At 65.6% G+C, this 13,212-nt stretch carries 10 protein-coding genes; 4 read left to right on the top strand and 6 right to left on the bottom strand.

All coding sequences use genetic code 11. The features are described 5' to 3' along the window. Window positions 1-188: 188 nt before the first annotated feature. Entirely contained in the window at window positions 189-1,457 is a 1,269-nt protein-coding gene (locus tag AWB81_RS20535; RefSeq protein WP_235025848.1) for an MFS transporter, read from the top strand. Here AWB81_RS20535 and AWB81_RS20530 read toward each other — a convergent pair. The 6 genes from AWB81_RS20530 to AWB81_RS20505 form a co-directional block, all read right to left on the bottom strand. Further along, on the bottom strand, window positions 1,454-2,305 hold the full coding sequence (locus tag AWB81_RS20530) for an amidohydrolase family protein (protein WP_062638387.1): 852 nt from the start codon (window positions 2,303-2,305) through the stop codon (window positions 1,454-1,456). The genes AWB81_RS20535 and AWB81_RS20530 overlap by 4 nt on opposite strands. A 2-nt stretch (window positions 2,306-2,307) precedes the next feature. Beyond that, window positions 2,308-4,038, bottom strand: coding sequence for a PHA/PHB synthase family protein (locus AWB81_RS20525; RefSeq protein ID WP_062638386.1), 1,731 nt, complete (start codon window positions 4,036-4,038; stop codon window positions 2,308-2,310). A 112-nt stretch (window positions 4,039-4,150) separates the two neighbouring features. After that, window positions 4,151-4,549, bottom strand: a complete 399-nt coding sequence (phaP, locus tag AWB81_RS20520; RefSeq protein ID WP_062638385.1) for a TIGR01841 family phasin — start codon at window positions 4,547-4,549, stop codon at window positions 4,151-4,153. 236 nt (window positions 4,550-4,785) lie between these two features. Continuing rightward, the gene (locus tag AWB81_RS20515) at window positions 4,786-5,280 is read right to left on the bottom strand and encodes a CBS domain-containing protein (protein WP_062638384.1); all 495 of its coding nucleotides are present in this window, start codon (window positions 5,278-5,280) and stop codon (window positions 4,786-4,788) included. A 141-nt stretch (window positions 5,281-5,421) separates the two neighbouring features. Next, window positions 5,422-6,771 carry an ATP-binding protein gene (locus AWB81_RS20510; RefSeq protein WP_062638383.1) on the bottom strand — a complete coding sequence of 450 codons (1,350 nt, stop codon included), beginning with the start codon at window positions 6,769-6,771 and terminating at the stop codon, window positions 5,422-5,424. Next, complete coding sequence (locus tag AWB81_RS20505) at window positions 6,768-7,430, bottom strand: response regulator (RefSeq protein WP_062638382.1); 663 nt, start codon at window positions 7,428-7,430, stop codon at window positions 6,768-6,770. The genes AWB81_RS20510 and AWB81_RS20505 overlap by 4 nt, the downstream gene beginning before the upstream one ends. A 179-nt stretch (window positions 7,431-7,609) precedes the next feature. On the opposite strand from AWB81_RS20505, the gene AWB81_RS20500 reads away from it, so the two are divergent. From AWB81_RS20500 to AWB81_RS20490, 3 genes are read left to right on the top strand one after another with little or no spacing between them, the layout of a single operon-like run. Continuing rightward, complete coding sequence (locus tag AWB81_RS20500) at window positions 7,610-9,022, top strand: TolC family protein (protein WP_327372381.1); 1,413 nt, start codon at window positions 7,610-7,612, stop codon at window positions 9,020-9,022. Next, the gene (locus AWB81_RS20495; RefSeq protein ID WP_235025845.1) at window positions 9,012-10,073 is read left to right on the top strand and encodes an efflux RND transporter periplasmic adaptor subunit; all 1,062 of its coding nucleotides are present in this window, start codon (window positions 9,012-9,014) and stop codon (window positions 10,071-10,073) included. Before AWB81_RS20500 ends, AWB81_RS20495 begins: the two co-directional genes overlap by 11 nt. Next, the gene (locus AWB81_RS20490) at window positions 10,070-13,117 is read left to right on the top strand and encodes an efflux RND transporter permease subunit (protein WP_062638379.1); all 3,048 of its coding nucleotides are present in this window, start codon (window positions 10,070-10,072) and stop codon (window positions 13,115-13,117) included. Before AWB81_RS20495 ends, AWB81_RS20490 begins: the two co-directional genes overlap by 4 nt. Window positions 13,118-13,212: the final 95 nt, after the last annotated feature.

Below are 13,212 nucleotides of genomic sequence, written 5' to 3'. Positions count from 1 at the left end.
CTCGCGTTGTGAATTCATGTATATGTTTGCATGTACCGGCGGCCGGAGTCACGCTAAGACAAACCCTAAGAAGGCTCTGCGCCGGGTAATCACTGATTGTCCGGACGCCGGATTAAACCAAACATATGTATGAATTTCACCGGAGATACCGCATGACCCCGACGATTTCCCCAAGCGAACAGCAGGTCGTGACCAAGACCGCATGGCGACTGATGCCCTTGCTGATCGTCATGTTCCTGATCGCGTTCATCGACCGGCAGAACGTCGGTTTCGCCAAGCTGCAGATGGTGCACGACCTCGGCATGACCGAGGCGTCGTACGGGCTCGGCGCCTCGCTCTTCTTCATCGGCTATCTGCTGTTCGAGGTGCCGAGCACGCTCGCGCTGCATCGTTTCGGCGCGCGGCTGTGGCTCGCGCGCATCATGCTGACGTGGGGCGTCATCACGGTCCTAATGGCCTTCACGCATTCGATGGGCCTCTTCTACGTCTTTCGCTTCGCGCTCGGCGTGGCCGAAGCGGGCTTTTATCCGGGCGTCATCTTCTATCTGACGCTGTGGTTCCCGCAGAGCCATCGCACGCGCATGCTCGGCTTCTTCACGCTCGGCAGCGCGCTTGCCAACATGCTCGGCTCGCTTGCGGGAGGCTTGCTGCTTTCGCTCGACGGCAATCTCGGCCTCGCGGGCTGGCAATGGGTGTTCGTCGCGACCGGCGTGCCGGCAATCCTGGTCGCGGGCGTCGCGTTGCGCTTTCTGCCGAACTCGGTGGAGGACGCGCCCTTTCTCTCCGACGATGAAAAGCGCGTGATGAAGAGCGCGTTGCTGCGCGAGGCGTCACCCGAGGCGACGTCGGAGCATCCGTGGCGGGCGCTGATCGATCCGCGTGTCCTGATGTTCGCCGCCGCGTACATGCTGATGTCGACGTCGCTGTATGGCGTGACCTACTGGATGCCGACGCTGCTCAAGAGCGGCGGTGTTTCGTCGTCGCTCAATGGCTTGCTCAACATGATTCCGTGGGGACTCGGCGCGCTGCTGCTGCTGTGGCTGCCCGCAAAGCTCAAGCGCGAGGGCGTCGTGCTGAAGGCGATGGCGATCGTCGCGGGCGTCGGCGTGGTGGGGTTCGCGCTGAGCCTGGCGTTGCCGACGCTGCCGCTGCGATTTGCCGCGCTCGTGCTCGGCGGGGCGTGCATTCCGCTGCTGTATCCGTGCTTCTGGTCGCTGCCGCCGCGCTTCTTTTCCGGTGCGCGGGCGGCGGCGAGCGTCGCGGCTATCAATTCGATCGGCAATCTCGGCGGGTTCTTCAGCCAGAACCTGATGCCGTATGTCGGAAAGGTCGCGGGCAATGCAGGCGCGCCGATGGTCGTGCCGATGGTGTGTCTCGCCACGCTTGGGATCGGGATGACGGTTGCTTGGGGGATGTCGCAGCGTCGGGGGGTGGTGCAGGCGGCGGCCGGGCGCTAAGACGCGAGGCCGGTCTTCCACTCACCCAACCCGAACAACCTCCGCGGCGTGTCCCACAACACACGCCGCCGCTCCCCTGCATCGGGAACGATCTGCGCGAACAGTTCGAGCAACGGTCCGTAATCCAGCCGCGACGTCGCGCGCAGAAACGGCCAGTCCGATCCCCACACGCACGCATCCGGGCCGAACGCGCGCAGCAGTTCCCTCACATAAGCCTGCGCGTCCTCGTATGGATGATCCTGCTTCGAGAACTTCTGCCATCCCGAAAGCTTGACGGTCACACGCCCGCCATCCGCGAGCCGCAGCAGCGCCTGAAACCCCGGCTGGTTCAAGCCCTGCTCGACTTCCGGCCGCCCGCAATGGTCGATCAAAACCCGCATCCGCGTGCGTTCGATCATCGGCAGCAACTCCACCAGCTGATCGCCGACGACCTGGATCTGCGCGAACATATCGAGCTCGGCGAGCTGGTCGAGCAGCGCGTCGGCATCGTTGAAAACCGAAGCGCCTTCCATTGCCGGATTGAACGCGACGCCGACCACACCCGCCGCCTTCAGCCCTTCCAGATCGGCTCGGCCGATATCGTTATCGACCACCGCAATGCCCTTGAACCGGCCCGCACCCTGCTTGATTGCATCGAGCATGCAGCGGTTGTCCGTGCGATAGCCGCTCGTCGGACCGACGAGCAGCGCGTGACGCACGCCGTGAGCGTCCATCACGCGCAGGAACTGGCTGGCCGTGCCGATCTCCTGCCCCGAAGGCTGGTAGACCGTGTCATCGCGATAAGCGAAGCGCGCCGGATCGAAGATATGGTTGTGGCAATCGATCTTGTCTTCTTCGTAAATAGCCATGCTCACGCGCCCATCACCTCCGGCGGATGCTTCGCCACGTAGCGTCCCGGTGCCGGCTCGATCGGCTTGAACTTCGCGTTGCCGAGCTTCTTCGGCGCGGCAACCTGATCGCCCGCATGCGACTGCAGCCAGTTGCTCCAGTGCGTCCACCAGCTGCCCGGCTGCGACGTTGCCGACGCGAGCCACGCTTCGGGATCGGCGTCGAGCTTGCCGTCGGTCCAGTAGGAGCGCTTGTTCTTCGATGCCGGATTGATCACGCCCGCGATATGCCCGCTCGCGCCGAGCACGAACTGCGTGTCGCCGCCGACGAGTTGCGTCGAACGATAGGCGCCCTTCCACGGCACGATGTGATCTTCCTGTGTGCCGAAGATGTAGCTCGGCATGTCGATGCGCGCGAGATCCACCGACGTGCCGCACATCGTGAGCCGTCCGGCCTTGCACAGGTTGTTCTCGAGATACATGTTGCGCAGATACCAGGCGTACATCGGGCCGGGCAGGTTGGTGCCGTCGGCGTTCCAGTAGAGCAGGTCGAACGCCTGCGGCGCGCCGCCCTTCAGATAATTGTTCACGACATACGGCCAGATCAGGTCGTTGGCGCGCAGGGTCTGGAACACGAAGCCGAGTTCGCTGCCCGCGTAGATGCCGCCCTTCCCGATGGACTGCTCGCGCTGCGAAACCCCCTGCTCGTCGATGAACACGCCGAGATCGCCCGGATCGCTGAAATCGAGCATGGTAGTGAGGAGCGTCAGGCTCGCCACCGTGTCGTCGCCGCGCGCACGCTGCACCGCGAGCGCCGACGACAGAATCGTCCCGCCGACACACCAGCCCACTGCGTTCACCTTGTCGGCGCCGCTGATCGTGCGGCCCACTTCGAGTGCCTTGATCGCGCCCTGCTCGACGTAGTCGTCCCACGTGATGTGGCCGAGGCTCGCATCTGGATTGCGCCACGAGACGAGGAACACGGTATTGCCCTGTTCGCACGCGAAGCGCACGAACGAGTTCTCCGGCTGCAGGTCGAGGATATAGAACTTGTTGATGCACGGCGGCACGATCACGAGCGGCCGCTCGGCGACCTTGTCCGTGAGCGGCGAGTACTGGATCAGCTGGAACAGATCGTTTTCGAAGACCACCGACCCTTTCGACACCGCCACATTGCGGCCCACTTCGAAGGCCTTTTCGTCGGTGATGGAAATGCGTCCGCGCTTCAGGTCCTCGAGCAGGTTCGCGAAGCCGGCGCGCATGCTTTCGCCATGCGTTTCGACGGCGGTCTTCATTGCCTCGGGATTGGTGGCCGCGAAGTTGGCGGGGCTCATGGCATCGATGAACTGGCGCGCATAGAAGCGCAGCTTGTGCTTCTCCTTCGCGCCGACGCCCGCCGCCTCGACCATGTCGTTGATGAGCTTCGAATTGAGCAGATAGGTCTGCTTGAGCAGGCTGTACCACGGGTTCTCGCGCCACATGTCGGCGGAAAAGCGGCGATCGCCGCGCTCGGGCTGCACGGCGGGCTCGGCGGCCTGCCCGGTGGCGCTCGCCATCATGCCCATGTAGAGCGCCATCTGCTGCTGCCAGTAATGCGCCTGCGCCTGCGCAAGCGCGAGCGCCGGCATCTTCGGGGCGGCCGCAGGCGCGTCGCCGGGTTTTTCGGCTGCGCCCGTGTAGGCTTGCAACAGCGTCTGCCCCGATTTGAAGAAACCCCGGACGAACTCGTCCGGCATGTTGAACGGCGCGGTCATGCTTTCTCCTTGGGGATTGCAGTCAAAAAGGCCTCCTGCGCGTCGCATCGCGCGACGCGCTTCGCCACCTGCGCCGGCTCGCATTCAGCGCGAAACCGGCGTTGGGCACGCCCTATTTGCGCTGCAGCATCTTCTTGATTTCTTCCATGTGCTCGTTGGCGCGCTGCGTGATGCTCGTCATCGCTTCGGTCTGCGACTTGCGCGCGATCTCGGCCAGGTCCTTGATGTCTTCAAGCGCCTTGACACACGCGTTGCGCGCCACTTCGGTCTGTTTGCCCGGATCGGTGCCGGCGGTCGCGGCGGCCTGAATGTCCTGCATTGCGCGGGTCAGCATCTCGGTCTGCTTGCGTGCCACCGCCTGCATCGAGTCATAAGCGGACTTGTTCGCCTCGACGATCGCCTCGATGTCTTTCTTGCGCGACTCCATCAGCGCGGACATGTCGACGCCCGGCACCTTGAACTGTTCGAGCATCTTGGTCAGATCGCCAAAGGGATTCGTTTGCTCAGCCATGACTGTCTCCTGGGTTCTCGCGTGGGCCGCGAGCGATTCGCGTAGGGATGATGCATTCGAGCAACACTCGTGCCGCTCGCCGGGCGTCGCGGGGCCGCGTCACGAACGCGGCGCCGCGGCCATCACTTTACCCCGGCCGCGCGAAGCATGGTCGCCGCGACGCTGCGTTTTTTCCGCTTGCATTCCGGCCACGGCAATGGCAACGCGTGGCGTGCAAGCCACTGCGCGCCCGCCGTTCAGTAGCTGCTGGGGTCCGCGGTGAGCAGAATGGTCTGCTCGATCGCCATGCGCCTGAGCAATTGCTCGTGATGCGCGAGCATTTCCTTCAGCAGATCGCCGATGGAAAGCATGCCGATCACGTCGCCGTCCGCGACCACCGGCAGATGCCGGATGCGCTTGCCGGTCATCAGTTCCATGCATTGCGGAACCGTGTGCTCGGGGCTCACGAAATGGACCTCGCCGGACATCACGTCGGCGACCGGCGTCTCTTTCGACGTCTTGCCGGTCAGCACGATCTTTCGCGCATAGTCGCGCTCGGAGAACACGCCGACGAGCCGCCGCCCGTCCAGCACGACGAGCGCGCCGACATCCTTCTCCGCCATCGTCTGCAAGGCAGACAGCACGGACGCGTCCGGTGCCACCGAGTAGGCGCCCGGCGGCTTTCCCGCCAGCAGTTCACGAAGCGTCTTGTAGCGCAGCAATTGCTCGGGGCTCGTATAAGTCTGCTTCATGATGCCGGTTCCTCCGGGTGCGTGGACGCCCCATGTGGCCCGCGCGCGCCTGAGGCTGCGCTTTCGTCGAACGAATGCCGATGCGGGCGGTCATGCATCGACATTAGACCATCGATGCACGACTTTCCATCCGAGGAAGCCTCATGAAGCGGCCGCCGGCGCGCTGCGCAAGCCGTGCGTCCACACCGCGAGTCCGCGCGCGCCGCTGCGGTTGGCCACCGAAAACGCGGCGCGATGCCGCCGCGCGATCCGCGATGCGATCGCAAGGCCGAGCCCGCTGCCCTGTCCCTGCGCGCTCGCGCCGCGATAAAAGCGGTCGCAGACGCGCCCGATCTCCTCCTCGGGAATGCCGGGGCCGTCGTCGAGCACCGCAAGCGCGACGCCGCTCTCCTCGCGCCGCAACGTCACGTCGACGCGCCCGCCGCGCGGCGTGTGGCGGATCGCGTTGTCGAGCAGATTGTTGAGCAGCACCGCGAGCGCATGCGCATCGCCGATCACCATGTAGTTGTCGGCGGGACCGGTCGCATGTTCCAGTTCGAGGCCGAGATCGATCGCCTTCGTTTCTGCCAGCATCGAGAAATCGCCGACGCAGAGTTCGCACAGACGCCGCAGGCTCACGGGCTTCATCGACGTCTCGCGCTCGGCGTCCTCGCGCGCCATCGTCAGCAATTGCTGCGCGAGATGAATGATGCGGTTCAGGCGCCCTTCGATGCGCGCGAGCGTGTCGCCGCTGCCCGCAAGCGAGCCGTCGCGCACGGCGGCCTGCATCTGCAGCTTGAGCGCCGTGAGCGGCGTGCGCAGTTCGTGCGCGGCATCGGCGACGAAGGTGCGCTGCGCCTGCGAAGCGCCCGCAAGGCGCAACAACAGTTCGTTCAGCGCCTCGACGAGCGGGCGGATCTCAGTCGGCACGGGCTGTTCCAGCCGCACCGGTTCGAGCGATTCGAGTGCCCGGCTTTCGAGCGCGCGCGACAGCCAGCCGATCGGCGCAAGCCCGCGCGCGACGACAAAGAGCACGAGCCCGATGGTGACCGGCACGAGCACGACGAGCGGCCAGAGCGTGCGCAAAGCGAGTTTCAGCGCGAGTTCGTCGCGCACGAAGTAGGGCTGCGCGACCTGCACGAAGCGGTCGCGTTGCTCGATTCCGAACACGCGCCAGCGATAACCCTCGCGGTCGACCGAGCGAAAGCCCTCGCCGATGCGCGGCAGCGCCGGCTCCTTGAGCGGGTGATAGACGAGCCGGCCGGTCTTGTCCCAGATGTCGATGACGAGACGATCGTCGGCGATGCCCTTGAAGTCGTGGCTCGGATGCTCGGTGCTCTCTGCAGACGTGATGTTGGTTGGCAGCGAGACCGCGACGGTGCGCAGTTCGTAGTCGAAGAGTTCGCTCGCTTCCGCGCGTGCCGTGTGAAAGATGCCGTAGCCCGCGACGAGGCACGCGGCCGCAAGACCGAAGATAAGCCAACCCAGCAGCCAGCGGCGGATCGACGTCATCCGGGCCTCTTCAGCCGGTATCCGACGCCGCGCACGGTCACCACCTGCTCCGCGCCGATCTTGCGCCGCAGGCTGTGCACGTGGACCTCGATGGTGTTGCTGCCCACTTCCTCGCCCCAGCCGTACAGCTTCTCTTCCAGCTCCGCGCGCCTGAACACGCGGGTCGGCTCTTCGATGAGCGCCTGCAGCAGGGCGAACTCGCGCGGCACGAGATTGAGCGCGACGCCGTCCTTCATCGCCTCGTGCGCGGCGGGATCGAGCGTCAGTTCGCCGTGCGTGTAGACCGGATGCTTCTGGCCCGTGCGGCGCCTGAGCAGCGCGCGCACGCGGGCCGCGAGTTCGTCGAGGTCGAAGGGCTTCATCAGGTAGTCGTCGGCGCCGGCATCGAGGCCGCGGATGCGGTCGTCGACGGCATCGCGCGCGGTCAGGATCATCACGGGCGCATCGCCGCCCGCACGCCGGTACGCGTTCAGCACGTCGATGCCGTCGCGCTTCGGCAGCCCCAGATCGAGCAGCACCAGATCGTAGACGCCATTGCTGAGCGAAAGCTCCGCCGCGCGGCCATCCTGCGCCCAGTCGACCGCATAGCCCGTGCGCCTGAGCGATTCGAGCACGGTCTCCGCGATCATGTCGTCGTCCTCCACCAGTAAAAGACGCATGGTTTTCTCCGCATTTTTTGGCCGCTGCGGCCCTGTAAGAACGCCGATTGTCCTGCCCGCAAGCTTAAGCCTTACTTAAGCGTTCCTTAAGCTCGTGCTCCATAGAATCGGTCGCTCCTCGACGTGCGTGCCATCCGTTTGCCGCATGCATGTAATCGATTATCTCCACGGAGCCCTGCTTGCACCCTCGCCCAAAGCTTGAGCGCCTGCGTTTTTTCGCCGTCATGGCCGCGTGCCTTTCGATGCTCGCGAGTTGCACATGGTACCGGCGCGAGCCGCTTTCGCCGCGCGACACGTCCACGTCGCTCGAATCGCTCGAACGCATCCGCATCGATCCCGCGACAATGCCGCTGCCCGAGCTTGCCGCGCATCGCTTCGATCCGTCGGATGGACTCGACATTGAGGAAGTCGCGATGCTCGCCGTCGCCAACGATCCCGACCTGAAGCTCGCACGCGGCGATCTTGGCATCGCGCGTGCGCAGGCGTTCTCGGCGGGCCTCCTGCCCGATCCGCAAGTCGCGATATCGAGCGACTATCCCGGCGCCGAAGGCACGACCCGCGCGTTCAATTATGGCTTGAGCATGGACGTGATGGCGATCGTCACGCGCGGAGCGAACCAGGCATCGGCCGATGCGACGGTCGTGAAGACCGACCTCGGCCTGCTCTGGCAGGAGTGGCAGGTCATCGCGCAGGCGAAGCAGCTGTTCCTGAAGGCGAGGCTTCAGGAGACCACGCTGCCGCTCGTGCAACAGCGGCGCGACCTTTCGCGCACGCGCTATGAACGCATGGCCGAAGCGCAGCGCGATGGCAACCTGACCGAAGACTCGCTTAGCGCAGCGCTCACCGCATATAGCGACGCGCGCAAGCAATACACCGATGCCGAGCGCGCCGCCGAGCAGACGCATCACGATCTCAACGCGCTCCTCGGCGTCGCGCCGGAGATGACGCTGAAACTCGTGGGCGGCATCGACGGCGAAGCTTCGGCGCCCGACGACGCGCCAGTCGAAGCCGCGCTCGCCTCTTTGCCGAAGCGCCGCCCGGACCTGCTCGCGCTGCAGGCGGGCTACGAGGCGCAGGAGCAGAAGTATCGCGCGGCGATCATGAGCCAGTTTCCGAGCCTCACGGTCGGCTTCAACCGCGCGCGCGACACGTCGAACATCTACACCACGGGCTTCCAGATCAGCCTGAGTCTGCCGATCTTCAACCGCAATCGCGGCAACGTCGCGATCGAATCGGCGACGCGCGCGCGCATGCGCGACGAATACCAGACACGGCTCAACCAGGCGTACGCCGACGTCGCACACCTGCGCGCGGACGCCGCGATCCTCGCGCGCCAGCTCGCTCAGACCGAATCTGCGCTGCCCGAGGCGGAACAGGCCGCGCTTCACGCACGCGAAGCCTACGGCCAGCACGACCTCGCGCTCGGTGCCTACACGGACGCGCAGGCGGCCGCGCTCACGCGCCGCGTCGACATCGCGACGCTCGCCGAGTCGCTCGCTGAACAGCGCGTGGGCTTGCAGGCGATTCTCGGCGGCGCAATCCCCGATGCCTTCCTCTCCGACCAGACCTTCATCGATGCCCATGCGAAATAACCGCCTCTCGCTCGTCATCTCCCTCATGGTGCTCGCGATGCCGAGCGCCCGGGCCGACGATGCGACCGTCGCCGTGACGACCGCCGCCGTCCATCGCGATGCGATCGCCCAGCCCGTGCGCGCCTATGGCGTCGTCGCGGCGTCGGCGGCGAATCTCACCACGATCAACCTGCCCTACGTCGCGCGCATCGTGCAGATGCGCGTGCAGGCCGGGCAGACGGTCATGCGAGGAGCGCCGCTCTTCATCGTCGAGGCCGATCCCGCCGCGGCGCTCGCCGCCACGCAGGCGAAAAGCGCGGCCACGCTCGCCGACGGCGAGCTGGCCCGCACGCAATCGCTCTACGACAAGGGCCTCGCCACAGCATCGCAACGCGCGGCCGCGAAGAAGGCCGCGCTCGATGCGCATCAGGCCTTCGCGGCACAGGAGAAGACCGGCGTCACGAACGGCAGCAAGACGATTGCGGCACCGGCCGACGGCGTCGTGTTGCAGGTGCAGGCGAACACCGGCGATCAGGTGCAGGCCGGCGCGCCGATCCTGCAGCTCGTCGCTTCTGGCACCGGTAGCGACAAGCGCGGCAACGTGACGCTCGGCATCGAACCCGCCGATGCCGCCGCGATCCAGCCGGGCGACACCGTCACGCTGCACGGCCTCTCGACGGCGCTCGCGAACGAGGCGGTCCAGGGCCGCGTCGTGCTGGTCGGCGCATCGATCGATCCGCAGACGCAACTCGTCGATGTCGGGGCGAACGTGCCGCTCGGTTCGACCGCGTTCATTCCCGGCACGCGCGTCGCCGCCGACATCGCGACCTCGAGTAGCACGCACTGGATCGTGCCGCGCGCGGCCGTGCTGAAGGACGACAAGAGCACTTACGTGTTCCAGGTCACGCCTGCGAAGAAGGCTCGCCGCGTGAACGTGACGACGAAGACCGAGGACGGCGCGCGCTACGGTGTGGAAGGCCCGCTCGACGCATCGCAGCCGCTCGTCGTCACCGGCAACTACGAGTTGAAGGACGGCATGACGGTGCAGCCCGCAGGGGGCGCCGCCAAATGAATTTTGGTCAATGGATGCAGGCGCACCGGCGCTCGCTGCTGTTCGTGATCGCGCTGTCGGCCATCGCGGGCGCGCTCACCGCGTTCCGCCTGCCGATTTCGCTCTTTCCGAACGTCGCGTTTCCGCGCGCGGTGGTCTCGCTAGATGCCGGCGACCGTCCCGCCGAGCAGATGACGACGCTCGTGACGATGCCGGTCGAGGAAGCGCTGCGGCGCGTGCCGAACGTACGCGATGTCGAATCGAAAACAAGCCGCGGCGCCGCCGAGATCTCGATCAACTTCGACTGGGGCACCGACATGGCGCAGGCCACGCTGCAGGCGCAGTCGGCCATCGGCGAGATACTCGGCACGCTGCCGCAGGGCGCGTCGATGCAGGTTCGTCGCATGGACCCGACCGTGTTCCCGGTGCTTGCCTATAGCCTCACGTCGAAACAGCAAACGCTTTCCGCGCTGCATGACCTCGCGCAATTCCAGATGCGGCCGCTCTTGTCATCGGTCGAAGGGGTTGCACGCGTGGACGTGACGGGCGGCGCCGAGGACGAGTTCCAAGTCGCCATCGATCCCGCGCGGCTCGCGGCCTACAAGCTCTCGCTCGCCGATGTTTCGAAGGCGATCGGCGCGAGCAATGTGCTGATGGCAACGGGCCGCATCGAGGATCACTACAAGCTCTATCTCGTGATCGCGAACACGACGATCACGCGCATCGACGAACTGAAGAACGTGGTCGTGCAGGCGAACGGCACGACGCAGGTACGGCTCGCCGACATCGCGACGGTGCAAAAAGGCGTCGTGCCGCAATGGATGCGCGTGACCGCCGACGGCCAGGACGCTGTGCTCGTGAACATCTATCAACAGCCGGGTGCGAACAGCGTCGCGATGGCGAAGGCGATCCGCGCGAAGCTCACCGACTTCCAGCATCAGATACCGGCGGTCGTGCATCTCTCCAATTGGTACGACCAGAGCGAACTCGTGATCGCGTCGGCGACGAGCGTGCGCGACGCGATCATGATCGGCGTCGTGCTCGCGGCCTTCACGCTCTTCGCGTTCCTGCGCAACTGGAAGATCACGGCAATCGCGGTCGCACTCGTGCCGGTGGTGATGGCCGCGACGATCCTCCTGCTCGATGTCTTCGGCATGGGCTTCAACATCATGACCCTCGGCGGCATGGCGGCGGCGGTCGGCCTCGTGATCGACGATGCCATCGTGATGATCGAGCATATCGTGCGGCGCATGCGCGAAGGCGGCGCGAAAGCGTTTCACGGACGCGTGATGTCGGCGGCACTGGAGTTCACGCGGCCACTTGCGGGGTCGTCGGCGGCGACGCTCATCATCTTCGTGCCGCTCGCGTTTCTTTCGGGCGTGACAGGCGCGTTCTTCAAGGCGCTCTCCGTGACGATGGCAAGCGCGCTCTTCATCTCGTTCCTCGTGACCTGGCTCGCGGTCCCGATCCTGTGCGACCGCTGGCTCAAGCCGCGCGATGCGGAGGAGCATCGCGAGACGCGCCTCGCCGCATGGATGAACACGCGCTACGGGTCGCTCGTCGAGCGCGTGAGCGCGCGGCCGTGGCTCGTGCTGGTCGGGCTCGTGCCGCTCGCGGTGGTCGCGGCGATCGCGTTCATGCGCGTGGGCAGCGGCTTCATGCCGACGATGGACGAAGGCGGCTTCGTGCTCGACTATCACACGGAGCCGGGCACGTCCGTCAGCGAGACGGACCGGCTCATGAAACAGATCGAGACGATCGTGAGCGCGAACCCGAACGTTGCGACGTATTCGCGCCGCACGGGCGCGGGGCTCGGCGGCGACCTCAACGAGCCGAACAAGGGCGACTTCTTCGTGCGGCTCAAATCGGGCAATCGCGAGCCGATCGAAACCGTGATGGAGGAAATCCGCTCGAAGGTCGAAACGCAGGTGCCCGGAGTCAGCGTGGAACTCGCGCAACTGATGGAGGACCTGATCGGCGACCTGACCGCCGTGCCGCAACCGGTCCAGATCAAGATCTATTCCGACGACCAGACGACGCTCGATGCCACTGCGCGCAAGGTGGCCGCCGCCATCGGCAGGATTCAGGGCGTGGTCGACGTGAACGACGGCATCAATCCGGCCGGCGACGCGCTCGAACTGCACATCCGCCCGGACGCGGCGGCCGCCGAAGGCATGGACCCGCAGGCGATCGCGCAAGCGGTGTCGGACATGATCGAGGGCAGTGTGGCGGCGCAGTTCCAGACCGGGCCGAAGACGGTCGGCGTGCGGGTACGCGTCGCGGGCGCAATGAAATTGACCGACACGCAACTCGGCGAGTTGCAGATTCGCGCGCCGGACGGGCATCTGTTCGCGCTCAAGCGCGTCGCCGAGCGCGTCGCGGTGAGCGGCCAGTCGGAGATCGCCCGCGACAATCTCAAGCGCATGGTGGCGGTGACGGCACGCATCGACGGACGCGATCTCGGCTCGACCATCTCCGATGTGCAGAAGGCGCTCGGCACCGCAGGCCTCCTGCCGAACGGCGTGTACTACGAGCTCGGCGGTCTCTATCAACAGCAGCAGATCGCTTTCAAAGGGCTGATGAGCGTGTTCGGCGCGGCGGTCGCGCTCGTTTTCGGCCTGCTGCTCTTCCTTTACGAACGCTTTCGCTTCGCGCTCGCCGTGCTCGCCATGCCGCTCTTCGCGACCGGCGCGGTGTTCATCGGCCTGTGGCTGACGGGCATCGAACTGAACATCTCCGCGATGATGGGCATGACGATGATCATCGGCATCGTGACTGAAGTGGCGATCTTCTATGTGTCAGAACTGAATGGCTTGACGCGCGAGGAGGGCGTTCCATTCGAGCGCGCGCTGATCGAGGCGGGACGCAACCGCCTGCGCCCCATCGCCATGACGACCATCGCCGCGATTCTCGCGCTGTTGCCCCTCGCGTTCGCGCTCGGCCAGGGCTCCGCGATGCAGCAGCCGCTTGCCATCGCGATCATCTCGGGTCTGATCGTGCAGTTGCCGCTCGTGCTGCTCGTGCTGCCTGTGCTCCTCCGGCTGCTGATGCGCCCCAATACATAACGCTGCGGTCTTGCCATCGTGCGCTTAAGGGTCTCCTAAGGTACGCACCCGCACCATGGCGCTAACCGTGCGTCATGCGCCGTTCAGGAGAGAAC

Source organism: Caballeronia arationis, assembly GCF_001544975.2.
Taxonomy (GTDB): domain Bacteria; phylum Pseudomonadota; class Gammaproteobacteria; order Burkholderiales; family Burkholderiaceae; genus Caballeronia; species Caballeronia arationis.
The sequence above is the reverse complement of the archived record's forward strand: the minus strand, read 5'-3'. Positions and strand labels throughout refer to the sequence as shown.

What these genes read in the sequence shown, in the direction of transcription:
- AWB81_RS20530 (WP_062638387.1), bottom strand. Translation starts at nt 2,305, where the DNA reads ATGGCTATTTACGAAGAAGACAAGATCGATTGCCACAACCATATCTTC.
- AWB81_RS20525 (WP_062638386.1), bottom strand. Translation starts at nt 4,038, where the DNA reads ATGACCGCGCCGTTCAACATGCCGGACGAGTTCGTCCGGGGTTTCTTC.
- phaP (WP_062638385.1), bottom strand. Translation starts at nt 4,549, where the DNA reads ATGGCTGAGCAAACGAATCCCTTTGGCGATCTGACCAAGATGCTCGAA.
- AWB81_RS20515 (WP_062638384.1), bottom strand. Translation starts at nt 5,280, where the DNA reads ATGAAGCAGACTTATACGAGCCCCGAGCAATTGCTGCGCTACAAGACG.
- AWB81_RS20510 (WP_062638383.1), bottom strand. Translation starts at nt 6,771, where the DNA reads ATGACGTCGATCCGCCGCTGGCTGCTGGGTTGGCTTATCTTCGGTCTT.
- AWB81_RS20505 (WP_062638382.1), bottom strand. Translation starts at nt 7,430, where the DNA reads ATGCGTCTTTTACTGGTGGAGGACGACGACATGATCGCGGAGACCGTG.
- AWB81_RS20495 (WP_235025845.1), top strand. Translation starts at nt 9,012, where the DNA reads ATGCGAAATAACCGCCTCTCGCTCGTCATCTCCCTCATGGTGCTCGCG.
- AWB81_RS20490 (WP_062638379.1), top strand. Translation starts at nt 10,070, where the DNA reads ATGAATTTTGGTCAATGGATGCAGGCGCACCGGCGCTCGCTGCTGTTC.